Source organism: Streptomyces sp. NBC_00459 (genome assembly GCF_036013955.1).
Taxonomy (GTDB): domain Bacteria; phylum Actinomycetota; class Actinomycetes; order Streptomycetales; family Streptomycetaceae; genus Streptomyces.
Genome location: NZ_CP107903.1, coordinates 3,691,561 through 3,716,360 on the forward strand (window position 1 = coordinate 3,691,561; position 24,800 = coordinate 3,716,360).

A 24,800-nucleotide genomic window follows, 5' to 3' on the forward strand; every position below is an offset into this window, starting at 1 on the left:
CTACGCAGTCATGCGTGGACTCGGAACAGAGCGACCGGAGGGGTAATGCGGAGAAGGCAGACTAGACGAAAGCCGGCGAAGGTGCTGGGGAGTCTCGTCGCGGCAGGCGCGCTGCTGGCGGTGCCCATGGCCAGTGCGCAGGCCTACAACCCGACCGGCGGGATCCTCTACCAGCTCGGCGACGAGCCGTGTCTGAAGGGCCGGGGCAACTGCGCGGTCTACCCGAAGTCGGCGGAGCTGCCCGGCGGGCGGCTGGTCGCGTCGTTCGAGAAGTCCACCGTGGTGACGAAGTCGGGCAGCGCCGACGGCCAGACCCTCCCGGTCTACAAGAGCGACGACGAAGGAACGAGCTGGCAGCCGCTGTCCGAGGTCAAGGCTCCGGCGTACCTCTCCACGGACCCCAGGTACGCCAAGTACACGAGCAACTGGACCAACCCGTACCTCTACGTCCTTCCGCAGAAGGTCGGGGCGCTCAAGAAGGGCACCCTGCTGCTGGCCAGTGTGGTGTCGGGCGACGACTACTACTACAAGGAGCACAAGGCCGCCGACCCGAACTGGACGCCGAACAACGACGGTGACCGCAAGGACCTGGCGATCGCCCTGTACTCCAGTGTCGACGAGGGCAGGAGCTGGAAGGTCGTCAACGTCATCGCGACCGCCGGCTGGCAGGGCGGGAGCGCGGGCGCGGTCGGCCGGAACATCGCGGCGGCGAACACGTACCGGCAGGTGGACCCCCTCTGGGAGCCGTACCTGATGGTCTACGACGGCAAGCTGGTCTGCTTCTACTCCGACGAGAACGACTACACCGGCTTCGACCCGGCCACCGGTGTCCCGGTCCTCGACCCCGCCAACGACACGGCCACCGACTCGCACGGCCAGATCCTCGCCCACCGGACCTGGGACGGCAGTGCCGCCAAGTGGAGCGACCCGGTCGTCGACGTAGCCGGGGCCGCCCAGGACATGGGCGGCGGCAAGACGGAGATCGGCGGCGGACGGCCGGGCATGACCAACGTCGTCCCCACGACGGACGGCAGATGGCTGCTCACCTTCGAGTACTGGGGCGGCGGGGCCAACACCCGGTATGTGATCGCCGACAGCCCGCTGAAGTTCTTCCGCGGGAGCCAGACAGGCATGTCCGTCGGCTCGCTGCCGGTCGTATCCGGTTCCCGGCCGCTCTCGGGCGGCGGCAGCCCGGTCCTCATCCGGATCCCCGACGGGCGCCTGGTGTACAACGCCTCGAACAGCGGCGACGTCTGGGTCAACGAGAGCGGGCGCAGCGACGGGGTGTGGACGGAGTACCAGACGACCTCGCCGGCCGGCTACAGCCGCAACCTGCAGTACGTCGACAGCACCGGACGCGTCGCGATCCTCAACAACCAGGGCACCTCCACGATCGCCTTCGCCGAGGTCGACCTCGGCGAGTCGTCCGGCACGTACTACCGGCTGCTGAACCGGAAGACCGGACAGGTGATCGGCACCGGCAACAGGACCAACGACGCCAACCTGGGCAACGGGGACGTACCCGACGTGACCCTTGAGGACGCCGGGGCGGCGGCGAACCCCGACACCCAGTCCTGGCACGTGGTGACCGAGCCGAACGGCGGCACGACCCTGCTGAACAGGTCCGGCGGTCGCGCGGCCTCCATCTGGACCGGCAACGCGACGGTCGGCCAGCGCATCGGCCAGTGGGTCGACAACAGCGCCACGGGCAGCTGGAACCTGATCAAGACGGACGGCGGCTTCTACAAGCTCCAGTCGCTCAAGAACACGAACCTGTACCTGACCGGCGCGACGGCCGGGGCGCCTCTGACCTTGCAGAACGCGGCGACGGACGGCTCGCAGGACTGGAAGTTGGTCAAGTGAGGTGAGGTGAAGTGAGGTGAGACGGGGCCCGGGGGGAGGCTTTCAGGAGCGGGGTCTTTCAGGAGCGCGGGGAACTACGCGGCAAGCCCCCACCGGCTCGCAGGCGAACAACTGCGAGCACTGGCCGCCAGGCCACTGGCGGCTCGGCCACTAGCAACTCGGCACAGCCCCCCGCCCCGTCTCCAAGGCCACCAACGCCCCGATCGCCCCCTTGAGCGAGGTGACCGGAATCAACCGCAGCCCCTTCGGAAGCACCGACTCCGCGTCCGAGCACTCCGCCCTGGGCACCAGGAAGACGGTCGCCCCGTCCCGCCGCGCGGCCTGCGTCTTCAGGGCCACGCCCCCCACCGCGCCGACCGTGCCGTCCGCGTCGATCGTCCCCGTACCGGCGATGGTGCGACCACCGGTCAGGTCACCGCCCTTGCCGTCACCGTCCAGCTTGTCGACGATGCCGAGGGAGAAGAGGAGTCCCGCGCTGGGGCCGCCGACGTCGGAGAGCTTGAGGCTGACCTTGATCTTGCCGGAGTCCTCGTCCAGGTACTTCAGGGCCGCCTCGGCCGCCGCGTCCTGCGACTCCTTCATCTCGGCCGCGTTGTGCTCCTCGATCTCCTTGGTGCTGTTGCCGCTCGGGTAGACCGAGTCGCGCGGCATCACGGCCTGGTCGGTACGGAACCAGCCGTCGAGCACGTCGCCGAGGCTCACGTGGGTGTCCGGGCCGGTCGCCTCGATGGTCGTCATCCTCAGTTCGCCGCGCGTCTCGCGGGGCGTCGCGCCGGTGATCGTGATGACCGCGTCGCCGTCATTCTCGCCGAGCACGTTCGCCGTCATACCGGGCTGCGCCACGGCGAACGGCAGCGGCGCGAACACGGCCGTGGCGAGGAGGGCCACGACGGGCAGGGCACAGACGGCGACGGCCCGGGGGCGCGTGAGGCGAGAGAGCACGAGGTCAATCTAACGCGGGGGCCGCTTCCGCCCGGGGGCGGCTGCCCCGGCCCCGGGTTCGCGAGGGCCCGCCCGTCAGCGCAGTGCCTCGGACACTTCCCGGGCCGCGTCCATGACCCGCGGCCCGACCCGCTCGGGCACCGCGTCGGCGAGCATCACGACCCCGACGCTCCCCTCGACCCCCGTCACACCGATCAGCGGAGCCGCGGCCCCGCTCGCGCCGGCCTCCAACTCCCCGTGCGTGAGGGTGTATCCGGGGTCGGTGGGAGGCTGCTGCCGGGCGGAAAGGATGGCCTTGCCGGCCGCGCCGCGCTCCAGGGGGTGGCGGAAACCGGCCCGGTAGGCCACGTGGTAGTCGGTCCAGGTCGGCTCGACGACGGCCACGGCGAGCGCCTCCGTCCCGTCGACCAGGGTCAGATGGGCGGTGGCGCCTATGTCCTCGGCCAGCGACCTGAGCGCGGGCAGCGCTGCCTCCCGTACGAGCGGGTGCACCTGACGCCCCAGCCTCAGCACTCCCAGCCCCACCCTCGCCCGGCCGCCCAGATCACGGCGTACGAGCGCGTGCTGCTCCAGGGTGGCCAGCAGGCGGTACACGACGGTCCGGTTCACGCCGAGCCGGGTCGACAGTTCGGTGACGGTCAGACCGTGGTCGGTGTCGGCGAGCAGCTTGAGGACGCGCAGTCCCCGGTCGAGCGTCTGGGAGGTCTCCGCGGTCACGACGCCCACTCCTTCACGTGGTGAGGTCGGCAGCTCCCTGGCGGCGGGTGCGTCGCCGGTCCCGTGGGCGACGCGCGTCAGAGGCGGCCGATCGGCGGCGGCCCAGGGCTGTCCCGGACACTGTCGCTTCACGACTGCGCTCCGCGGCGTCGCTGCCACGGGGCGTGTGCGTTGCGGGGACAGTAGCGAAGGCGGTTCGCTCAGCGGAAGGCTACGTCCAGAATCCGGTCACTCCGCGGTACGGACTACTGCGCTTCCTCCCGATATGCACGGCGTGTGCATGGCCGCACACGCCCCTCACCGGACATGCCGGTCGACTGTGAGGCGATCACCGCATCCGGGTGGCCCACTCCTGCACCTTGGCGATGCGCTGTCGCAACTGTCCGGCGGTCGCCTCGGCGCTCGGGGGCCCGCCGCAGGCGCGCCGCAGCTCGGTGTGGATCACCCCGTGCGGCTTGCCGGTCTGATGGACGTACGCGCCGACCATGGTGTTGAGCTGCTTCCTCAGCTCCAACATCTCCTTGTGGGAGACCACGGGCCGCCGTTCGGCGGGCAGTTCGAGGAGATCGGCCTCGTCGTCGGGCTTCTTGCGGCTGTGCGCGATCTGCCGGGCCTGCCGCTTCTGCAGCAGCATCTGCACCTGGTCCGGCTCCAGCAGCCCCGGAATCCCGAGGTAGTCCTGCTCCTCCTCGCTCCCGGGGTGCGCCTGCATGCCGAACTCGGCACCGTCGTACAGCACCCGGTCGAAGACAGCGTCGGACTCCAGCGCCTCGAAGGAGAACTGCTCCTGCTCGCCGGTGTCCTCGTCCTCCTCCCGGTTCGCCTCCTCCATCTCCTTCTCGGATTCGGCGTACGGGTCCTCCTCGCCCTGTTTCTTGGGCTTGTCGAGGGCGTGGTCGCGCTCGACCTCCATCTCGTTGGCGAAGGTGAGGAGGTCGGGGACGGTCGGCAGGAACACGGAGGCGGTCTCACCGCGCCGCCGGGAGCGCACGAAGCGCCCGACTGCCTGGGCGAAGAAGAGAGGGGTGGAAATGGTCGTGGCATAGACGCCGACCGCCAGCCGGGGCACGTCGACGCCCTCGGACACCATGCGGACGGCGACCATCCAGCGGGAGTCGTTGTTGGCGAACTCGTCGATGCGGTTGGAGGCACCGGTGTCGTCGGAGAGGACGACGGTCGCCCTGGTCCCCGTGATGTCCCGGATCAGCTTGGCGTAGGCGCGGGCGGACTCCTGGTCGGTGGCGATGACGAGCGCCCCGGCGTCCGGGATGCCCTTGCGCACCTCGGTCAGCCGCTTGTCGGCGGCGCGCAGCACGCTGGGCATCCACTCACCACGCGGGTCGAGCGCGGTACGCCAGGCCTGCGAGACGGCGTCCTTGGTCATCGGCTCGCCGAGCCGGGCGGCGATCTCGTCCCCCGCCTTGGTACGCCACCGCATCTGCCCGCTGTAGGAGAGGAAGATGACCGGCCGCACGACATGGTCGGCCAGCGCGTTCCCGTACCCGTAGGTGTAGTCGGCTGAGGACCGCCGGATCCCGTCGTTCCCTTCTTCGTACGTGACGAAGGGAATGGGGTTGGTGTCGGAGCGGAACGGCGTACCGGTGAGCGCGAGTCGCCGGGTGGCGGGCTCGAAGGCCTCAAGACAGGCCTCACCCCAGGACTTCGAGTCACCGGCGTGGTGGATCTCGTCGAGGATGACGAGCGTCTTGCGCTGCTCGGAGCGATTGCGATGCAGCATCGGCCGCACGCCGACACCCGCATACGTGACGGCGACGCCGTGGTACTCCTTGCTGAGCGGCCCGGCGCTGTACTCGGGGTCGAGCTTGATCCCTATCCGCGCCGCCGCCTCGGCCCACTGCTTCTTCAGATGCTCGGTGGGTGCGACCACGGTCACCTGCTGCACGACGTGGTGGTGCAGCAGCCAGGAGGCGAGCGTCAGCGCGAACGTCGTCTTGCCGGCGCCGGGAGTGGCGACGGCGAGAAAGTCACGCGGCTGCTCCTTGAGGTACCTCTCCATGGCCTTCTGCTGCCAGGCCCGCAGCTTGCTGGCGGTGCCCCAGGGGGCACGGCCGGGGAAGGCGGGCGAGAGGTGATGGGCGGTACCGGGGGATGCGCTGGCGGCGGTGGTAGTCACGGTCTCCGGGGGTGCTGGGTCGGGCGGCTCTGGCGACGGCTGTAACCACAGCGACGACTGGGGCTACGGCTACGTATGACAACCGGGCCACCCTACCGGCGGCCCGGGGCTGTCAACGTGCGTACGACGCGGGGCGACCCGGGGATGGGACTCAGCTCACACCGACGGCTCGGCCAGGTCTCGCAGCACCTCGGAGATGGCCTTGACCTCGTCCACACTGCCGGTGGCCACCGCGATCACCAGACGTTCGGCGACATCGATGTCCGGCCGCAGCTGGACATCGTTCAGCGCCAGAAAGACGACGCAGGAGGTCCACGCCGTGCGCTTGTTGCCGTCGACGAAGGGGTGATTGACAGCGAGCGACTGCAGGAGGGCCGCCGCCTTGTCGAACAGGTCGGAGTACGCCTCCTGCCCGAACATCGCAGCCGAGGGACGATGCACGGCCGACTCCAGCAGACCGGCGTCTCGGACGACAACTTGCTGATCATCGACAGCGAGTCCGGCGATGTCCAGAACGTCCTCGGCCGACAGATAGACGTATGTCACTTGAGCCGCTCCAGCAGTTCGGCCCACTTGACGGTCTGCTCCTTGGCGGCTTTACGGACCAGCGCCTCGTGGGCCGTCCTGGAGAGGTAGTCGTCCACAGCCTTCAGCAATATGGCGTGCATACTCGTCCCCTCCTCCTCGGCGCGCAGCTTCAGAGCTTCCGTCTGGTCGTCGCGAAGACGCAGGTTCATAGCCATACCAAAACGGTACCACTCGATGGGGCCAGACTGGTACCACTCAAGATGGAGTGGCCCGCACCCGCGTAGTCACCCAAGCCCCCACCAACGCCACCCCCGCCATCGGCAGAAACACCGCGGCGAAGGCACCCGGATGGGAGCCGCCGCCGGACGCGGCGGAGGCATGAGCCACCGTTCCCCCGCCCAGCGCGGCGAAGGCCGCACCCCCGCCGGCCAGCAGCACCACGTTGGAGAGCCCGTCGGAGATCTGCAGGGCTGCGGAGTTGGTGCCGGCCTCCTCGGGGGCGGAGAGCTGAAGCAGCAGCACGCTGGTACTGGCGATGACGAGCCCCATCCCGAAGCACCCGAACGCCCACACGACCGCGAGGGTCCACACCGGCACGGCGTCGATCAGCACGGCGGGCGCTGCTGCGATGGAGGCGGCGACGACGACCATCCCGACCGTCATCAGCCGCTCCCGATACGGCTCCATCCGCGCCCGTGCCTGCACGGACGACCCCAGCGCCCACGTGACGCCGCCCGCCGCGAGCGAGAACCCGGCCAGCGTCGGCGACAGCCCCCGCTGCGTGACGAGCATCAGCGGGATGAAGGACTCGGCAGAGATGAACGCCCCAGCGGCGACCCCGCGCAACAGGACGACGGAAGGCAGCCCGCGCGCGGCCCGATAGGTCCCCCGGGGAAGCAGCCCGAGCACGGCGGGCACGAGCAACGAGACGCCGAGGAGCCCGGGAAGGAGCGAGAACCAGCTCAAATCCTGGGCCGCGTACTGAAGCAGCCCGGCACCGAACGAGATCCCGAGCGCAAGCCGGATACGCCGCCGACCCCCCTGCTCGTCCCGCTCCCCCGCCTTCACGGGCCCGCCCGCCAGCCGCCGTATCTGAGGCAGCGCGAGGGCGAGCGGAAAGACGACAAGGACCGGAATCCCGACGAACACCCACCGCCAGCCGAGCTGCTCGGTGACGGCACCGGCGGCAAGCGGCCCCACGACGGAGGGCACAACCCAACTCGCGGCGAACGCGGCCATGATCGAGGCCCGCAACCGCTCCGGATAGGCCCGCCCGACCACCACGTACAGGGAAACGATCACCAGTCCACCCCCCAGCCCCTGCACGGCCCGCCCGGCGATGAACAGCCACATGACCCCGGCGGTCCCGGACAGCAGCAACCCGGCCGCGAAGGCGGCGATCCCGGTGGTCAGCGGCCCCAGCGGCCCTCTACGGTCCGACCACTGCCCGGCGAGCACCATCCCGAACAGACTGGTCGTGAAGTACCCGGAGAACGCGAACGCGTACAGCGACACCCCGTCCAGCTCCCGCGCGGCGACGGGCATGGCCGTCCCCACGGCGGTCGCCTCGAAGGCGATCAGCAGCACGACGGAGACGATCCCGACACTGAGCGCCCGATAGGAACGCCCCAGCACCCCCTCACCGGGTACGGCAGCCAAAGGGTTGTCCGCGCCGGCGGTGTCGTCAGCGACGCCGGTGTCGCCCGGTTCCAGTGAGGTCATGCAGGCCAGCGTAAGGGTCGTCCCCCACCTTGACCCCTGTCGGAGGTAGGACCCCACCCGGGACCTTGGTCGTACGCCCACCGGCCGCCGACCCCGCCCTTCCCCCCCGCCTGGTTCATGAACGGCGTGTGGCAGTCCCGTTGCAGCGCGCCCGGCTCCCTTGTTCCTCCGCCCACCCCGCCCCTACGGTCAAGTCACGAAGTTCGGAACGGAGAGGGAACGGTCACACAGACCACCCCACCACCCTCCGCTCCCAGCCCGGCCGTGTGCCCGAGTGGTTTAGGGACTCGCCTGCAAAGCGAGTTACGTGGGTTCGATTCCCGCCACGGCCTCAACGGCTTGAAGAGGCAAATTGATAGGGCGGCACTCCCTCAGGGGTGCCGCCCTATCGTTCGTCTCCGTCTGACCAACGGAGGACTGGCTCGCAGCAGCCCGACTAGGTTGGGCGCATGACGAGCCTTGAACATCCGCAACTGTCCGGGCTGGGAAGGAACCCAGCAGTTCCTCAGGACGTCTTGGTACGTCTGGCCACGCACAAGGCTGGTCGACACGGTATATCGCTGCGTCGCGGGCGGCTGGAGGACGCAGTTGTCGAGGCTCTGCTGAAACACGGCGACGGCAGGACCGCCGTGCCCCTTCACGGGGACCGGGTCTCCCCGGCGATGCGCCGAAGGATTGCAGAGCATCCCGATCCGGCGATCCGCGACGCGTACGTGGACTTCGTCCGCGACATGGTGGACTGCGGGGTGGCGATCGGCATCGACGATCTGGAGGAAGCCTACGGGCAGCCTCGGACCGCTCTCGCTGCCGCGCCGGATGCGAGGTTGCGCGCCGCGGTCGCGCGAACCTGGTACGGCCGGCCTCTCGCCGTGCAAGTGGGACTACTCGCCGATCCGGATCCACAGGTCCGCGCAGCCGCCACCGAACAGAAGAAGCCGGGTGTTCCTCCGGAGTGGAGGGACCGCTGCTTCACTGATCCTGCTGTGCGCGTCAACGTGGCGCGGTACACCCCGCTCACCCTGGACCAGTTCGCACAGCTCATGAGGAGCCAGGAAAAGGAGGTCTTTCAGGCTGTCGCCGGAAACCCATACCTGTCGGCAGAGATGGTCGCCCGGCTACTGGACATCGAAGACCCCTTCGTGCGGGTCGCGGTGGCACACAGTCGCCATGTGGACGACGAAACCCGGGACCGGCTGTATGCGCTCGTAGAAGCCGAACACGCGGACGGAAGCATCGAGGCCAACGTAGCTCTGAACTGGAATTTCACCGAGCCGGAATGGCTGCATGAAGCGCCCCTGAACGAGCGGATGACCTACCTGGACTGCCGGTACACGATATTTCGACGTGTACTGGCCTCCTGCCACGATCTACCTGCCGAGGCATGGCATCGGTTGGACAACGACCCGGAACTCGTAGTTCGCCGCGCCGCCGCCCGTCGGCCGGACACACCCTCGGATGTACTGGAACGACTGGTTCGCAGCGATGGCGACATACTCCACATCCGGCCACTACTCGTCGACCACCCCAACTTCCCTCGTCACACTCTGCGCACGCTCGTCGACGAACCAAGCGCGAACGTGCGCTACCTCGCCCTTCAGGACCCAGAACTACCCGTGGCAGCCCTTCAGCAACTCGCCTCGGACGCCGAGCCCTTCCTCCGCGGTGGGGTCGCCCGTCATCCCAACATCACGGAGGCGCTGCTGGAACAACTGCTGTCGGATCCGGACCCACAGGTCGCCGACGATGCTGCTGCCAACTCGGCGCTGCGGCCGACCCAGATGCATCGAATCCTCACCGCTGTCGGCTTGTAACGCCGAAAGGAGACTCAGGCACAGAACCCATGTTTTCCCGGTCTCCGTGGAGCTGGGAGGTAGCAGGACATGGTTCCGATCATCCACGTCAGCTCCTCGCCTTCAAACTTCCGGCTGCACGTTCCACTTCTCCAGAGACGACTTATTGGTGGAAGCGTCCGTGAACTCCAGTACCCATGGGCCCGTGTTCACGTCGACAGCTTTGCCGAACCCGATCCAATTGCCTTGATCCTGCACCCCATGTGCTCGATGAGCATCAGGAGCTCAGATGCTCATGCAGCATCTTCCAGCAACCGTCCCGCCACACGATGAGGTTGGTACCCCGCCCCTGGCCAGAGCGTGGTTCGCCGTCGACGACGCCGGTCCAGGCAAACCGATAACGGCACACCGCGACTTCTGCGGTCAGCACCGGCCACTCCAGATCCCGGATCTCGTACACCTCGTCGAGGATCCTCGCGAACGTCTTCTCGATCGCGGACCGGATCTCCCCGATGCCCTGATATGAGCCGTCCGAGAACCAGTACACGGGCGTCCTCAGCGATGAACGGCACGACCCGCTCGATGTCATGACTGTTGTTGGCCCGCTCGTACTCGCCCATGAACGCTGCGAGTTCAGGTTCCAGGGATGCCTGATTCGTCACGACGGTCATCATGCCGATGGCCGCGCTCCACCGTCACCACCGTCGTCCCCATTGCCGCCTGGGTAGTCCCACTTCAATCCCGCCCTCCGGGGTCACCGCACGACTCTGTTCTTCGCCATCCATCCACATACTGGCAGTTGGACTCGCCTCGGTGGAGCCGCCGGCGGACGCCCTGGCCACCGCAACCTCGGTCTGCCAGCAGGCTCATCACTCACTCGAGTGCGGCTGTGCGAACTCATCAGCGAGAATGCCCATCACCACGAGATCGTGGTACCGGCCGGCGCAGAATACGTGATCACGCAAGCGCCCCTCCTCGGCGAAGCCAAGCCGACGGTGCAGGGCCAGCGATGCCTCGTTGTGCGCGAAGATCCGCGCTTCGCACTTGTGGTATCGCCGCTCGGCGAACATAAAACGCAGCAGCATCCCCACAGCCTCAGCCGCGTAGCCCTTACGCCGGTGCCCGGCGCCCATCGTGACGCCGTACTCGAACCGCCCCGCACGTGGATCAGCGTGGCGCGAGCTGACAGCCCCGACGATCTTCCCCGTGTCCACGGCTTCGATGACCAACCCGAAGCAGTCTCCGCCGGACTTCGCGACGGCCTGCTCCTTCGCCCAGGCCCGGAACCCCTCGGCAGACCGGGGCGGGTTCAGCAGGTCGCCCAACCGCTCCTCGTCGACAGCGAAGCCCATGAAAGCCGCCCAGTCGTCAGGCTCGATACCGCGCAGACGTACCCGCTTACCGGTCCAGAACGAAGTCATCCCCTATTCGATCATGCGGATGACATGGCACACAGAACCTCCGGGTCCTACATGAACTGCCTTTTCATACCGGTGGAACCAAAACAACTTGGTACATCAGTGGAGCCACAAAAGGCTGGCGCGCTGGCGCCCAAAGAAGTGCCTACAAACAGCGATGCAAGTTCGGTACATCTAGGACAGAACCAGACCTATAGCCCACCTAGTACTCCAGCTGTAGATAGCGATCATGCTCTGCTCGCGGCTTGACGGCTGTAGTGGCTGGCCCGGGAACGAGCTTGATGACGCCGTCGCCAGCGGGACCAGCGGAGCCAGTGGTCTGGCTCGTGAACAGGCCGGCTAACCAGGGTGATGAAGAGTCTCTGGATTTCGTTGCAGGTCAACGGGATCAGGTCGTCGGGGCTGGGGCGGAGACGGTGCTCGTCGGCGCGGACGACGGCCAGGAAGGCGTGGGCGAGCATGGCGAGGGTGACCCAGCGGGACCAGGACGTGTAGCGGCGGAGCTGGTGCTCGTCCAGTCCAGCCAGACCCTTTCCTGACTGGAACGTCTCCTCGACCCTCCATCTGGATCCCGCGACCCGCACCAGGACGGTCAGGGGTACCGGCTCGGGTGAGTAGCAGCGGTAGTAGGCGAGTTCGCCGGTGGTGCGGTTGCGGCGGATCAGCAGGTGGCGGTGGCCTGGCGCGGTGCTGGGCAGGTCGATGTGGGCCCAGTCGTAGAAGCGGTGTCCTTTGGCTCCGGCTCCGGCGGACAGCTTCTGCCAGGCCCGCTTGGGGATCTTCTTGGCCAGGATGTCCGCGCGGAACTTCCTGGCCCCGGTGGTGACCTCATGGGTGCGGGCGACCGCGAGCACGTATCCGGTAGCGCGGTCCTCCAGGGCGGCGCGCAGTGTGGGGTTGCCGCCGTAGACCTCGTCCCCTGCCACCCAGGATGTCTGGTGGCCGGAGTCCAGGAATCGCATGATCATGCGGGCGGCCAATTCGGGCTTGGTGGCGAACGCGGTGCTCGGGTCGAGTCCAGCGGCCTGGCAACGGTCGGGTTGGTCGGTCCACGAGCGCGGGATGTACAGCTCGCGGTCCAGTGCGGCATGTCCGCGCCGACCTGCGTAGGCGAGGTAGACGGCGACTTGGGCGTTTTCGATTCTGCCCGCGGTGCCGGTGTACTGGCGCTGGACGCCGACGGTGTGGCTGCCCTTCTTAACGTCGCCGGTCTCGTCGACCACGAGCACCGCCTGGGCGTCGTGCAGGTGCTCGACCACGTAGTCGCGCAGATCGTCGCGGACTGCGTCGGCGTCCCACTTGGCGCGGCTCAGCAGGTGCTGCATGGCGTCGGGAGTGGCCTCGCCGGCCCATTCGGCGATGGTCCAGCAGTTCTTCCGAGGCAGGTCCGCGAGCAGTCCCAGGACCAGGTGCCGTATTCGCCGTCGGGGTTCGACCCGGGCGAACCTGCCCGCGATGCGGTCCATCAGCCCCTCGAAGGCTTCCTGCCAGGGGGCAGCGTCTACGCTGTGACCTGCGGCCACCGCGTGATTGTTTGTCTTCACACACCGATGATCAACGGTGGCCGCACCTACCAGTGCCAGCCGGGCGGCACGGCTCGTCGAAGGAGACGCAGTGCTGGGATTGCTGGGCTTCTACGACGAACTCGACACCCCCTCTGGCCAGCCGAACGGATCGATCCGCGACGCCGTCCGGTCCGTCGGCGAGCCGGACGAGGCGGACCTGGTGGCCTATCTGGACGCCGGCCACGTCCTGATCGACGTCATGGAAGCGGGCCACGACGTGATCACCGGCAGCACCCACCGACACTCTCCGGGATGCTCGTCACTGGTGACCGACGGCACCTGGTTGTGGCGCCAGGACTTCCCGCACTACCTGGAAACGCACCATGTTTCGCTGCCCCAGACGTTCCTCGAACACGTCCGCAGCCTGAACTACCGGATGCCCACCATCGCCGTCGCGCAGTTCGCTCCGCACTACGACGAGACCATGCACCTGGTCGGCTGGGCCTCGGCTGTCCCGTGGCGATCGACTGCGACCACGCTCGTACCTGAACCCCGAGCAGTGACCAGCAAAGCCCAGTTCGACGCGGCGATGCTGGCCCACGACCGGAACCGGCCTCAAGGCAGCTGGGGCAAGCGGCGTAAGCCACGAAAAGCGTAGGCACCAGCAGCTCAAGAGCGATCTACAGCTGGAGTACTAGCGTCGTTGCTGGCACAACCGACATCGGCGAGAGGATCACCCCCATGCCCGAGCAGACCAACGCCACCCCGGAGGGCTACACCACCGTCGCTCCCTGGGTCGTCACCGACGACACAGGGGCCTTCCTCGACTTCGTCGCCCAGGTCTTCGACGGCGAGGAGCTCGGGCGGGTGCTGACGGAGGACGGTCTGGTCGGGCATGGTGAGATCCGGGTCGGTGACACCGTCGTGCTGGCATTCGACCGGCATGCGGACTGGCCCGTCATGCCGAGTCTGCTGCGGGTGTTCGTCGCCGATGCGGAGAAGGTGTTCTCACGGGCCGTCGCTGTCGGCGGCCAGGTCGTCACCGCGGTGTCGGACAACGCCTTCGGGCAGCGCGGAGGGCGCATCAAGGATCCCTTCGGCAACATCTGGTGGGTGGTCAGCCACATCGAGGACGTCGCCGAGGACGAGATGTGGAAGCGGCTGCAGGACCCCGTGTACGCCGAGTCCATGCGCGTGGCCCAGGAGACTCTCGACGCCGAGCTCGGCGGTCGGGATCACGGGCGCAGCAGTACGCCTGTCCGGAAGACCGGCTGACGCGAGCCAGGAACGGCAGGCGGCAGGCCGACTCGCCTTCAGAGCACCCTGCCCGCCTCGCCGTCGAAGTCGATCGTCTTCGCTCGGTGCATCAGCCACAGGGTGAAGGCGAGGGTCGAGACGTCGGTGTTCAGGCGGTGGAGGGTGCCCTCGGGCTCGTTCCAGGTGAGGATCGTGCCCGTTCTGCCGTCCAGCACCAGGCTGTTGCTCTCCGCCGGACGGCCCAGGTGGCCCAGGCGGATCAAGTCGCCTGCCCCCTGCGGGAGTTCGGCTGCCGGGTCCTCGTCCGCGCAGTACTCGGCGAGTGTCGGCAGCGGTATCTCCGTGTCCAGTTGGAAGAGGGAGCCGTCCTCCGGGAGTCCCGTGCCGCTCAGGAAGCGGCGGGTCGGCTCGTGGGTGAGCGGTGCCGGGAAGTCGACGTCCTCGAAGCGCGCCACCCTGCCGTGGCCGAACGCCTGCTCAAGGAGCCGGGCGGGCAGGTCCAGGGCGAGGCCGGACTCCGCGCCGGAGGCCGCGATCCGGGCCAGCGGGCGGATCGAGGCCGCCATCTTCCAGTACGGCAGCACATCACCACCGCCGCCGGTGCCCTGCGCGAACACCGTCAGCAGGTGCCGGGACGTCTCCGCCAGGGTCCGAGGGCCGGACCGGCCCGCGGAGAAAGCCAGCTGGCCTCGCGCGGCAGCCATCTCCTCCGTCGCCGCCGCGAACCGCAGCAGCGACTCCAGGGAGGAAGCCGGTCCACGCCGGTTCGTCGTGGCGGGGCGGTGATGCGGGAAGCGCGTCGAGGGCGTCCCTCCCGCCGGGTTCACCACCGTCCGCAGGGCAGCGGTGCGCAGTGCGCCGAACCTCAACCGGCCTCTGCCGGAAGGCAGTCCCACGCGCGTCAGCGACTCGTACTCGTCCCTGGTCGGAGTGATCGTCGTGCTCATGGTTTCCCCCGCGCATGGTTGTTCACAGTCCCCCGGGCGCGACGTCGAAAACGTCCGCTGCCCGGCAGGCCCTCCCACTGACCAGAACACTACGCGGCACCACTGACAACGGCCCCTGACCTGCGACGGAGACCCAAATCCAGCCGTCGACCCAGCCCTCAGCCGAAGTACACGCCACCCACGACGACCACGACCGCCGCCACCAGGAACAGCAGCACCCACGCCAGCACCTTGCCGGGCGTCGGCCCGGGCTCGTAGCGCTGCGGCTCCTCCGACATCGGAGTCGGATTCGGAGTCGGTGTCTCGTCCGAATACGGATACGGATTCGGATTCGTCATGACGTCGCCGTCACTGTCACCACCGCCGCCTGCGGGCGGATCGGCAGGCGGTTCACCGGGCGGCCGGTCGCCGCGCGTACCGCCGAGGCGATGGCCGCCGGGGACGTCACCACCGGTACCGCGCTCGCCGCCTTCGCGCCGAAGGGGGCGACCACGTCCCGTTCCTCGACCAGCTTGACGATGTGGATGTCCGGGGCGTCCAGGGCGGTCGGGAGTGCGTAGCCCGTGAGGTCGGGGTGGCGGATCAGCCCGCGCGCGGAGCGCAGGTTCTCCGTGAGCGCGATGCCGACGCCCTGGGTGACGCCCGCCTCGATACGGGCCGCCAGCTGGGCGGGGTTCAGCACGCGGCCGACGTCCTGGGCGAGCGCCAGTTCCACCACACGCACCGAGCCGAGCTCGATGTCGACGTCCACCACCGCGCGGATCGCGCAGAACGCGAGGCCCACGAAGGCGTCGCCCTGGCCTGCCTCGTCGAGCGGTTCCGTGGGGTGGGGGCGGCACTGGGCCGTGGCCCAGAGTTCCTTGCCGTCCATCGCCTCCGTCACCGTGGTCGACAGGACGCCGTCGTACGAAGTGATCTTGCCGTCGGTGATCTGGAGCAGTTCCGTGGACATGCCGAACTTGTGCGCCAGGGGCTGGAGGAGCTGGGTGCGGACCATTTTCGCGGCCCGTTCCACCGCGCCGCCCGACACCCAGGTGTGGCGGCCTCGGGCGCCCGGGCCGGCCGGGGGCTGGTCGGTGTCGACCGGGGCCACGTGGACCTCGTCGATACCGAGCGTCTCCTGGACGATCTGGCGGGCCAGGGTGGTGAAGCCCTGGCCTGTCTCCACGGCCGCGCACAGGACCGTGGCGATGCCGTCGTGGACCTTGACGGTGGCCGTCGAGACCTCGTCGGCGCCCTCGGCACCGAGCATGTGGACCATGCCCAGTCCGTAGCCGACACCGCGCCGGACGGCGCCCGGTTCACCCGCGCCCTCGGGGCCGCCCGGGAGCAGCCACTCGTCCTCGGGGGTGTCCTTGGGAAGTGGCGGGAGCGGGAAGTCCCTTACCGCCTGGAGGAGTTCGGCGACCGGGGCCGGGCAGGTGACGGACTGGCCGGTCGGGAGCACGTCTCCCGTGGCCATCGCGTTGCGCAGACGCAGCTCGGCCGGGTCGACGCCCAGCTTCTTCGCCAGCTTGTCCATCTGGGCCTCGTAGGCCGCGCAGACCTGCATCGCGCCCTCGCCGCGCACATGGCCCGAGGGCGGGTTGTTGGTGCGCACCGCCCAGCCCTCGATGAAGGCGTTGGGGACGACGTAGGGGCCGCAGGCGAAGGAGACGGCCGCCGCGAGGGCCTCCCCCGAGGTGTCCGCGTACGCGCCCGCGTCGAGCAGGATCTGTGCCTCGACCTTCACCAGCTTGCCGTCGGTGTCCGCGTGGTGGCGGTAGCGCAGGAGGGTGGGATGTCTGTGGACGTGGCCCAGGAAGGACTCTTCGCGGGTCGCCGTCAGTTTCACCGGGCAGCCCGTTTTCAGGGCGAGGAGGCCGAGCGGGAGCTGGAAGCCCTGGTCCTCTCGGTCGGCGGTGGCGCCGGGGACTCCGGTGACGACCACCTTCACGCGCTCGGGTTCCAGGCCGTAGCAGGCGGCGGCCGCGTCACGGTCCGCGTGCGGGTCGGTGGAGGCGAGGTACAGCTCCACACCGCCGTCGGGGCGCGGTACGGCGAGCCCCGCCTCGGCGCCGATGGGGGCCGGGTCCTGGCGGCCGATCCGGTAGAGGCCCTCGACGACGATCTCGCCGACCGCGTCCGGGTCGCCGTGGCGCAGCGGGATGTGCCGGATCAGGTTGCCGTCGGGGTGCAGCGGTTCGGCCTCGAATGCCTGCTCGGGGTCGGTCACCGGGTCGAGTACTTCGTACTCGACGATGACGGCCGCCGCCGCCATGCGCGCGGTGTCCGGGTGGTCGGCGGCGACTGCGGCGATGGGCTCCCCGTGGTGGCGTACCACTTCTGAGGCGAACATCGGGCGGTCGGCTCTGCCGCGGCCGTGCAGTTCGACCCCGGGCACGTCCTCGTGCGTCACGACGGCCCGTACGCCGGGCATCTCACGCGCGTGGGTGGTGTCGATGGAGAGGATGCGCGCGTGCGGGTGCGGTGAGCGCAGCACGGCGGCCCACAGCAGGCCCTCGGCCCACAGGTCGGCGGCGTACGGGAACGTGCCCTCCGTCTTCGCGCGCGCGTCGGCGGCCGGCAGCGATACGCCGAGGCCGTGCGGGAGTGCCTCCGCGTCGGGGTCGGCCGCCGCGGCCGTGGTCGCGGTGGCGGCTTCGTTGCTCACGTCTGGCCTCCGTCCTGGCCGTGAGTCTGGTCATAGGCGTGCGAGTCGTGGTTCCGGGCGGGTTCGAAGCCCGGGGCGTCGAACGCGGAGGGGTTGACGCCGCCCCCGCCCGGTCCGGCCTGGTGCGGGATGCGTGTCTCGCCGTCCTCGCCCTCGGCGTCGGCGGCGTGCGCCTCGCGTTCGGCGACGACCTCGCGGACCGCCTCCAGGACGCCCCGGTAGCCGGAGCAGCGGCACAGGTTGCCGCACAGGGCCTGGCGCGTCTCCAGTTCGGTCGGGGCGGGGTTGCCCTCCAGGAGGTCGTGCACGGTCATCGCCATCCCGGGGACGCAGAAACCGCACTGCACGGCCCCGCACTTGGCGAGCGCCCGCTGTACGTCCGAGGGCTGCCCGTCGGTGGCGAGGCCCTCCACGGTGCGTACCTCGCTGCCGGCGGCGGTGACCGCGGGCACCAGGCAGGAGGCGACGAGCCGTCCGTCCACCTGCACGTTGCAGGCCCCGCACTCGCCCTGGGAGCAGCCGTCCTTGGCACCGGCGAGGCCGAGGCGCTCGCGCAGTACGTAGAGCAGCGACTCGCCGATCCAGGCGTCGGGGACGGGCCGGTCGGAGCCGTTGACGCGCAGCACGTACGAGGCGAGGGGGTGTTCCTCGCCGGGCAGCCCGGGGGCGTCGTCGGCCGGATCGGCCGCGTCGGGCTCTGCTGCGGGTTCCTCGTCGGTCGCCCTGGCACCGGATGCCTCGGGGTCCGCGTCCGGCTCACCCTCCACGCCCTCCACGGCCTCCTCGGCGGCCTCCGGGGAGGTTTCCGGCCCAGGAGCAGGGTCGGGCTCCGTGGCGGCCTCTGCGGGGCCGCCAGGGCCCTCGCCAGGGCCGGGGGCGACCGTGGTCGGATCCTGGTCCTTGTCGGCGACCGCGTGACCGGCTTCGGTGACGGCATGACCGGTGGCGTCGGACCGGTGACCGATCCCGTCGGCCGTACGACCGGCGCCGTCCGTTTCGTGCACCGTTTCGGGCGCGTACGTCGTCCCCGCGCCGTTCGTCCGGTCGGCCTGCGACTCCGGGTCGGTTCCGGGCGCCCAGGGCCGTGCCGGTGACTCCGTCGCCCAGGGCGCGGACGCGCCGCCGGGGAGCGTGGCGGGCGGCGTGCCGCCCCACTGCTCGACCAGCGCCGACGTGCTGAACTCGCCCGATTCGTCCGGAAGGTCGCCGTTGGCGACGGGGATCCGCCACTCCCCGGTCACCTCGCGGCCCGGGGATCCGGGAGCGGCGGCGCCCGGCGCACCGGTGCCCTGGTCGAAGGCCCACTGCCCCGTGGAGCTCTGGTCGTAGCTGAACCCGTCGTGCCGCTGCGCCTCCTGGGGCACGGCGTTCGGGTCCGGCCACTGGGTGCCGCCGGGGGGCGCGGGAGGCATCCCCCACGCGCCCGGGGAGCCGTCCTCGGCACCCGGAGCCGCCGCTATCTGCGGGGGCACGTATCCGTGGCCGGGCGCGGCCAGCGGGCTGTCCACGGAGGCCAGGAACGCGTCGATGCCCCCCTCGGGGAGCTTCACGAAGGCGGTCGCACCGTCGTCGTAGTCGCCCTGGGGCAGCGGGTCCCAGCGGCCCCCGCCACGGGGCGCGCCCTCTGCGCGCTGGTCCCCGTGCTGCTCCCGTTGCTGACTCCCGCGCCGGTCGCCGTACTGGTCGTCGCCGTACTGGTCGTCGGTCACGACAGTGCCCTCCCCAGTGCTCGTCGGGCCAGCGCGGCGACAGTGCGCCGCAGGTGCAGGACCGCGGGCGGAAGCGGTGGTACGGAGCCGTCCTCGGCCGGGGCCGGGTCGGGAATGCAGGCCGCGGCGACGTACTCGCCGAAGGCACCCAGTGCCTCCGGGACGATCGTGCGGTTGTTGTCCCAGTCGATGAGCCGGGCGACCCACTGCTCGGCGTCCAGGGGACGCAGCGGCATCGGCGCTATGGCGCCGACGGCGCACCTGACTCCGCGCCGGGCGGGGTCGAGGACGAGTGCGACGGACGCGAGGGCACGCCCGGGGCCGGTCCGTCCGGTGGCCTTCAGGAAGACCTGGGGTGCGTGCAGCAGGGGCACGCGCACGAAGCCGATAAGTTCACCGGCGCGCAACAATTCGACGCCTGCCAGCAGGTGCGACACCGGGATCTCACGGCGGGCGCCACCGGGGCCCGCGATGATCAGCGTCGCCTCCAGGGCGGCCAGCACGGGCAGCGCGTCCCCCGTGGGGGCGGCCGTGGCGATGTTGCCGCCCAGGGTGCCCGCGTTGCGGATCTGCGGCGGGCCCGCGGCACGCGCGGAGGCGGCCAGGGCCGGGATCAGGGCGGCGAAGTCGGGGCGGCCCATCCGCGCGTGGGTGAGGCCGGCGCCGAGCAGGGCATGGCCGTCCTGGTACTGCCAGCCGCGGATCTCGCTGATCCGGCCGAGGCCGACGAGTGCGGCGGGCCTGAGCTGCCCGGAGTTGACGGTGGCCATGAGGTCGGTGCCGCCCGCCACGGGGACGGCCGCCGGCATGGCTGCGAGCGCCGCGACGGCCTCGTCCAGCGAGGCGGGCAGCGTCACGGCCTGCGCCGCCTGCGGTGCGTGCGTGGTCAAACCGGCTGCCCCTTCCCGCTGCCCCACCTGGTCCCACCTGTGTTGCCGTACGGTACGTGCTGACAGGGCGGACGTGGCAACTCTGGCACATTCTCGCGAGACCCGAACGCAGGGGTCCGCTAGGAGGCATTCGCCCACCTCATCGGCGAGATGGTCCGTTTTCGCACGACATCACCGATCGGTTCCGATTGGAACTGATCGGTGAGCGTTGAGGGCGTTTTCATCTGTGAAGCCTCAGCGGGGCCTCACACGTTCGGGGGCGCTCCCTCGATCGGACGTCCGAGGACCCCTGGCCGCTGCTGCCACGGATGCGGCCCCGCCGGCGGCCGGTAACCGACACCTAGGGCGTCAAGTCGCCCGTAATGGGCGGTCATCCGGCGTTCGAAGCCGGCGTAGTCCCGTTCGGCGGGCGCGGGCAGGGCGCTCCAGGCGACCTCCGCGAAGGCGGCCAGCCGAGGGAACGCCTGGTAGTCCACGCGTCCGGTGTCCTCCATCACCTCGGTCCACAGGTTGGCCTGCGTGCCGAGGACGTGCCGCGACTCCTCGGGGCCCAACTCCGCTGGAACCGGCTCGAAGCGGAAGACATCCTCAAGGGTGCGGACGTACCCGATGGGGACGGGTTCGTCGGCGCCGCCGTGCTGACGGTGATCCAAGTACACCTGCTCCTGAGGGCACATGACGACGTCGTGACCCGCGCGCGCGGCCGTGATGCCGCCCGCGTAACCGCGCCAGGAGGAGACGGCGGCGCCGGGTGCGAGGCCGCCCTCCAGGATCTCGTCCCAGCCGATGAGCCGCCGCCCGTGCGCGGTGAGCCAGGTGTCGAAGTGCCTTACGAACCACGACTGGAGCCCGTCCTCGTCGCCGACCCCGAGTTCCTTGATGCGGGCCTGCGCGGTGCGCGACTCCCGCCACTGCTCCTTCGCGCACTCGTCGCCGCCGATGTGCACGAAACTCGAAAAGTGGCCGGCGTCCGCCGGGAACAGGTCGAGGACTTCCTCGAAGACGCCCTCGTAGAAGCGCAGGGCGGTGTCAGTGGGGGCGAGTACGTTGTGGCTGATCCCCCAGTTGTCCCAGACGGAGAGGGAGGTGGTGTCGATGACGTCGGTGTTGCCGAGTTCCGGATACGCGGCGATGGCGGCCTGCGAGTGCCCCGGCACGTCGATTTCGGGGACCACACTGATATGCCGTTCGGCGGCGTAGGCGACGATCTCGCGGATGTCGTCCTGGGTGTAGAAGCCACCGTGCGGCTTCTCCTCCCACAGCGGTGAGGCTCGGTGGCCGAATTTGGTCCGGGCCCGCCAGGAGCCGACCTCCGTCAGCTTCGGGTACCGCTTGATCTCGACGCGCCAGCCCTGGTCGTCCGTCAGATGGAAGTGGAAGACGTTGAGTTTGTGCGCCGCCATCAGGTCCAGGTAGCGAAGGACGCCTTCCTTGGGCATGAAGTGCCGGGCGACGTCGAGCATGAGGCCGCGCCAGCGGAATCGGGGGGTGTCCTCGACGATGGTGCCGGGGACGAGCCACTGCCGGCCAGGGGTGACAGGGGCACGCCGGAAGGCAGCGGGGCCGAGCAGCTGACGGAGCGTCTGCGCGCCCCAGAACACACCGGCCGGCCCGCCGCCGTGGATGGCGACGGCGTCCCCGTCGACGTACAGCTTGTAGCCCTCAGGACCCAGGTGACCGACGTCCTCGGGCAGCACCCGCAGCCGGACGGTCTCGCCTGCGGCCCCCGCTCCGGGCGGCAGCGAGAGGCCCGTCGCCGCCCCCAGGACACCGCGCAGCCAGCGGGCCGTCGCCTCGGTACCGGGCCCGGCGTCGATCACCGTGGTCTCGTCGAGCACGAAGCCACCCGCGTTGCCGACGCCACGCACGGGCGCCGGGATCAGTTCGGTCACGTCAGTCACGTCAGTCCTTAACCGCTCCACCGAGCCCCGACACCAGTCGGCGCTGCACGAGTACGAAGAACACCAGCACCGGAATCGTCATCACTGTGGAGGCGGCCATCACGCCGCCCCAGTCCGGGTCGTCGGGCTTGTAGAAGACCAGCAGGGCCATCGGCAGCGTCGGCTGGGAGAGGTCACTGATGTTGACTTCTTCCCTCTCGTGAACGAGGGGGATTCCTACGGCTCGCGCCGTAGGGGTTGTTCGCCGCGTTCAAGTCCCGGTCATGGGTCGTACCGCAGCTGTCGCACGTCCACGTACGGAGGCTGAGCGGCATCTTCTTCTGCAAGGTGCCGCAGACGGAACACAGCTTGGAAGAAGGGAAGAAGCGGTCCACCGCGATCACTTCCCGCCCGTACCAGGCGGCCTTGTACTCCAGCATGGAACGGAACTCGCTCCGACTCGCGTCCGAGATGGCCCGGGCGAGCGTGTGGTTCTTGACCATGTTGCGCACAGTCAGGTCCTCGATCACGAGCGTTTGGTTTTCACGCACGAGCCGAGTGGTGGGCTTGTGGAGCGTGTCCCGGCGCCGATCGGCGATCCGGGCGCGGATCCTGGCGACCTTGCGCCGCGCCTTGGCCCGGCTGGTTCCAGCACCCCTGGCCTTACGGGACAGCTCCCGCTGAGCCCTGGCGAGACGGGCGCGATCACGGCGCTCATGCCGGGGGTTGGTGATCTTCTCGCCGGTAGAGCCGGTAGAGAGGGTCAGTAGGTGGTCCGGGCCGACATCGATCCCGACCGCCACATCGGCGGCCGGAAGTGGCTGCAGGGTGAGGTCGTCGCACAACATCGAGACGAACCAACGACCCGCCGCGTCCTGCGAGACGGTCACCGTTGACGGCGTCGTCTGTTCCGGGAGCGGGCTCGACCACACAATTTCCAGCGGGTCCGTCATCTTCGCCAGCGTCAGACGGCCATCACGGAAACGGAACCCGCTGGTGGTGTATTCGGCGGACTTCCGGGACCTCTTCCGCGACTTGAAGCGCGGGTACCTCGCCCGCTTGCCGAAGAACTGGGTGAACGCGGCCTGCAAGTGCCGAAGTGTTTGCTGCAACGGCACCGACGACACATCGCTCAGGAACGCCAGTTCCTCCGTCTTCTTCCACGCCGTCAGCATCACCGAGGTGGCGTTGTGGTTGACCCGTTCCTGCCTGGTAGCCCACGCCTCCGTACGGGCGGCAGGGGCAAGGTTGCAGACCTTGCGGACGCAGCCGAACGTGCGCAACAGCTCAGCTGCCTGTACATCGTTCGGACAGAAGCGGTACTTGAACGCCCGCTTCACACATCCCTCAGCCATTCTCACAAACCAATAATGCAGTATGTGATGTTCAAATCCGCAGGTCATGGCACTGCGATCCGATCTGGAGAAGAGTCCCAGCCTCGCGCCCTGCTCCGCAGGAGTCCATTTCCCCCCCGGCCGACACCGGGGGTATCCGCGAAAGGACTCCGCTGAACATGACGGCAAGGGGTCTTGACGGCGTCTCCACCGCTCTGTGACCGGCCGACGCATCCCGTGCAGCGCCAGACAGCACAGAGGTCCCCAGGGCGCGCAAAACGCACCCGGGACCTCTGCGACTACTGAACCACCGGCCGGCGCGGCCTACTTCTTGCCGTCGCCCTTGCCCTCGTCGCCGCCGGAGCCCATGGACTCGTAGATCTCCTTGCACATGGGACACACCGGGTACTTCTTCGGGTCGCGGCCCGGTACCCAGACCTTGCCGCACAGCGCCACGACAGGAGTCCCGTCGAGGGCGCTCGCCATGATCTTGTCCTTCTGGACGTAGTGGGCGAAGCGCTCGTGGTCGCCGTCGCCGTGCGAGGTCTGCGGCGCCGGTTCGACGAGGGTCCCCGTACCAGTCCCGCGCTGGGGCTGGGTCTCAGGTTCAAGAGTGCTCATAACCGCAAGGGTACTGAAGGTCACACCCCTCAGTTCAGCGAAGGGTCGTCCGGATACGTCGCGACCATCGCCAGTTCGCTGCGCTGGCGCCTGAGAACCTCGCGCCACAGGCGTTCCGGGGACGGGCAGGAGACGTCTCCGGGTTCCGACTCGACGACGTACCAGGCGCCGTCCGTCAGCTCGGCCTCAAGCTGCCCCGGGCCCCAGCCCGCGTACCCGGCGAAGATGCGCAGTGACCCGAGCGCCTTCGCGAGCAGCTCCGGCGGTGCTTCCAGGTCGACGACGCCGATCGCGCCGTGCACGCGCCGCCAGCCGAGAGGGGTGCGCTCGCCGGACACGCCGCCGGGGATGACCGCGACGCCGAGTGCCGAGTCGAGGGCCACCGGGCCGCCCTGGAAGACGACCCCCGGTTCACCCGCGAGTTCCGCCCAGCCCTCCAGGATGTCCCCGACGTCCACCGGGGTCGGACGGTTGAGGACGACACCGAGGGAACCCTTCTGGTCGTGGTCGAGAAGGAGCACGACCGCGCGGTCGAAGTTCGGGTCCGCCAGGGCGGGCGTGGCCACGAGCAGTCGCCCTGTGAGCGAGGACACCTCGGTCATGCCAGACATGATCCCGCATCTTCCCCCTTTGCGGGGAGCCAATCGGGGTACCGGGGTGAAGGCAGGTCAGGGCGTGGAGGGGCGGAGCGGGCGCGCGCTCGCGCCGGTGACCCCATGTGCCCGGCGGCGAACGGTTCGTGTTGTGGCAAACCTATGACACGGCTGAGCGGCGCTTGGGCTTACAGAAGGGGGGTGTGCGGCGATTACCCTTGCTCCCTGGCTCCTGCGCGTGCCTGTACGACCGCGTCCTGCACGACGGGCCCGCCAACACCCCCCGCCCAACTCATC

Annotated in this window: 22 protein-coding genes, 1 tRNA gene and 1 pseudogene; 5 read left to right on the forward strand and 19 right to left on the reverse strand. The window is 69.4% G+C overall.

Annotated elements, in window-relative coordinates; all coding sequences use genetic code 11:
- Positions 1-126: 126 nt before the first annotated feature.
- Positions 127-1,863: an RICIN domain-containing protein gene (locus OHN74_RS15965; RefSeq protein ID WP_327700149.1), complete on the forward strand. Its 1,737-nt coding sequence runs from the start codon at positions 127-129 to the stop codon at positions 1,861-1,863.
- 150 nt (positions 1,864-2,013) lie between these two features.
- Here OHN74_RS15965 and OHN74_RS15970 read toward each other — a convergent pair whose 3' ends face one another.
- From OHN74_RS15970 to OHN74_RS15995, 6 genes are all read right to left on the reverse strand, one after another.
- Positions 2,014-2,805, reverse strand: a complete 792-nt coding sequence (locus OHN74_RS15970) for a S16 family serine protease (RefSeq protein ID WP_327695229.1) — start codon at positions 2,803-2,805, stop codon at positions 2,014-2,016.
- Between the two features lie 75 nt (positions 2,806-2,880).
- Entirely contained in the window at positions 2,881-3,522 is a 642-nt protein-coding gene (locus tag OHN74_RS15975) for an IclR family transcriptional regulator (RefSeq protein ID WP_319206773.1), read from the reverse strand.
- 328 nt (positions 3,523-3,850) lie between these two features.
- On the reverse strand, positions 3,851-5,656 hold the full coding sequence (locus tag OHN74_RS15980) for a DEAD/DEAH box helicase (RefSeq protein ID WP_327695230.1): 1,806 nt from the start codon (positions 5,654-5,656) through the stop codon (positions 3,851-3,853).
- A 156-nt stretch (positions 5,657-5,812) separates the two neighbouring features.
- The gene (locus OHN74_RS15985; RefSeq protein WP_327695231.1) at positions 5,813-6,202 is read right to left on the reverse strand and encodes a type II toxin-antitoxin system death-on-curing family toxin; all 390 of its coding nucleotides are present in this window, start codon (positions 6,200-6,202) and stop codon (positions 5,813-5,815) included.
- Positions 6,199-6,399, reverse strand: a complete 201-nt coding sequence (locus OHN74_RS15990; protein WP_053741608.1) for a CopG family transcriptional regulator — start codon at positions 6,397-6,399, stop codon at positions 6,199-6,201. The genes OHN74_RS15985 and OHN74_RS15990 overlap by 4 nt, the downstream gene beginning before the upstream one ends.
- Before the next feature lie 40 nt (positions 6,400-6,439).
- Positions 6,440-7,906 carry an MFS transporter gene (locus tag OHN74_RS15995; protein ID WP_327695232.1) on the reverse strand — a complete coding sequence of 489 codons (1,467 nt, stop codon included), beginning with the start codon at positions 7,904-7,906 and terminating at the stop codon, positions 6,440-6,442.
- Between the two features lie 260 nt (positions 7,907-8,166).
- On the opposite strand from OHN74_RS15995, the gene OHN74_RS16000 reads away from it, so the two are divergent.
- Positions 8,167-8,238: transfer RNA gene (locus tag OHN74_RS16000), tRNA-Cys, on the forward strand.
- Positions 8,239-8,355: 117 nt separating this feature from the next.
- Positions 8,356-9,717 carry a hypothetical protein gene (locus tag OHN74_RS16005; RefSeq protein ID WP_327695233.1) on the forward strand — a complete coding sequence of 454 codons (1,362 nt, stop codon included), beginning with the start codon at positions 8,356-8,358 and terminating at the stop codon, positions 9,715-9,717.
- Positions 9,718-9,973: 256 nt separating this feature from the next.
- Here OHN74_RS16005 and OHN74_RS16010 read toward each other — a convergent pair whose 3' ends face one another.
- From OHN74_RS16010 to OHN74_RS16020, 3 genes are all read right to left on the reverse strand, one after another.
- On the reverse strand, positions 9,974-10,243 hold the full coding sequence (locus tag OHN74_RS16010) for a YybH family protein (RefSeq protein WP_327695234.1): 270 nt from the start codon (positions 10,241-10,243) through the stop codon (positions 9,974-9,976).
- 322 nt (positions 10,244-10,565) lie between these two features.
- Positions 10,566-11,117 carry a GNAT family N-acetyltransferase gene (locus OHN74_RS16015; RefSeq protein ID WP_327695235.1) on the reverse strand — a complete coding sequence of 184 codons (552 nt, stop codon included), beginning with the start codon at positions 11,115-11,117 and terminating at the stop codon, positions 10,566-10,568.
- Between the two features lie 224 nt (positions 11,118-11,341).
- The gene (locus tag OHN74_RS16020) at positions 11,342-12,580 is read right to left on the reverse strand and encodes an IS701 family transposase (protein WP_327700150.1); all 1,239 of its coding nucleotides are present in this window, start codon (positions 12,578-12,580) and stop codon (positions 11,342-11,344) included.
- A gap of 148 nt (positions 12,581-12,728) precedes the next feature.
- On the opposite strand from OHN74_RS16020, the gene OHN74_RS16025 reads away from it, so the two are divergent.
- The gene (locus tag OHN74_RS16025; RefSeq protein WP_327695236.1) at positions 12,729-13,277 is read left to right on the forward strand and encodes a hypothetical protein; all 549 of its coding nucleotides are present in this window, start codon (positions 12,729-12,731) and stop codon (positions 13,275-13,277) included.
- Between the two features lie 83 nt (positions 13,278-13,360).
- Positions 13,361-13,894, forward strand: coding sequence for a VOC family protein (locus OHN74_RS16030; protein WP_327695237.1), 534 nt, complete (start codon positions 13,361-13,363; stop codon positions 13,892-13,894).
- A 38-nt stretch (positions 13,895-13,932) separates the two neighbouring features.
- On the opposite strand, the gene OHN74_RS16035 is transcribed toward OHN74_RS16030, so the two are convergent.
- The 10 genes and pseudogenes from OHN74_RS16035 to OHN74_RS16080 all read right to left on the reverse strand — a co-directional run bounded on the left by OHN74_RS16035 (position 13,933) and on the right by OHN74_RS16080 (position 24,512).
- A complete protein-coding gene (locus OHN74_RS16035) occupies positions 13,933-14,823 on the reverse strand; it encodes an SUKH-4 family immunity protein (protein ID WP_443060397.1) in 891 nt (296 codons plus the stop codon).
- A gap of 158 nt (positions 14,824-14,981) precedes the next feature.
- On the reverse strand, positions 14,982-15,161 hold the full coding sequence (locus OHN74_RS16040) for a hypothetical protein (protein WP_327695238.1): 180 nt from the start codon (positions 15,159-15,161) through the stop codon (positions 14,982-14,984).
- Positions 15,158-17,476: a xanthine dehydrogenase family protein molybdopterin-binding subunit gene (locus OHN74_RS16045; RefSeq protein WP_327695239.1), complete on the reverse strand. Its 2,319-nt coding sequence runs from the start codon at positions 17,474-17,476 to the stop codon at positions 15,158-15,160. Before OHN74_RS16045 ends, OHN74_RS16040 begins: the two co-directional genes overlap by 4 nt.
- Positions 17,473-19,185 carry a 2Fe-2S iron-sulfur cluster-binding protein gene (locus tag OHN74_RS16050; RefSeq protein ID WP_443060398.1) on the reverse strand — a complete coding sequence of 571 codons (1,713 nt, stop codon included), beginning with the start codon at positions 19,183-19,185 and terminating at the stop codon, positions 17,473-17,475. The genes OHN74_RS16045 and OHN74_RS16050 overlap by 4 nt, the downstream gene beginning before the upstream one ends.
- Entirely contained in the window at positions 19,182-20,075 is an 894-nt protein-coding gene (locus OHN74_RS16055) for an FAD binding domain-containing protein (RefSeq protein ID WP_327695240.1), read from the reverse strand. The genes OHN74_RS16050 and OHN74_RS16055 overlap by 4 nt, the downstream gene beginning before the upstream one ends.
- A gap of 245 nt (positions 20,076-20,320) precedes the next feature.
- Positions 20,321-21,967, reverse strand: a complete 1,647-nt coding sequence (locus tag OHN74_RS16060) for a beta-N-acetylhexosaminidase (protein ID WP_327700152.1) — start codon at positions 21,965-21,967, stop codon at positions 20,321-20,323.
- A 10-nt stretch (positions 21,968-21,977) separates the two neighbouring features.
- Positions 21,978-22,157 (reverse strand): annotated as a pseudogene (locus tag OHN74_RS16065) (carbohydrate ABC transporter permease); the annotation flags it as partial.
- Positions 22,150-23,310, reverse strand: a complete 1,161-nt coding sequence (locus OHN74_RS16070) for an RNA-guided endonuclease InsQ/TnpB family protein (RefSeq protein ID WP_327700153.1) — start codon at positions 23,308-23,310, stop codon at positions 22,150-22,152. The gene OHN74_RS16070 and the pseudogene OHN74_RS16065, both read right to left, overlap by 8 nt.
- Positions 23,311-23,613: 303 nt before the next feature.
- Positions 23,614-23,910 carry a DUF3039 domain-containing protein gene (locus OHN74_RS16075; RefSeq protein ID WP_053741615.1) on the reverse strand — a complete coding sequence of 99 codons (297 nt, stop codon included), beginning with the start codon at positions 23,908-23,910 and terminating at the stop codon, positions 23,614-23,616.
- Between the two features lie 29 nt (positions 23,911-23,939).
- A complete protein-coding gene (locus tag OHN74_RS16080; protein WP_327695241.1) occupies positions 23,940-24,512 on the reverse strand; it encodes a YqgE/AlgH family protein in 573 nt (190 codons plus the stop codon).
- Between the last annotated feature and the right edge of the window lie 288 nt (positions 24,513-24,800).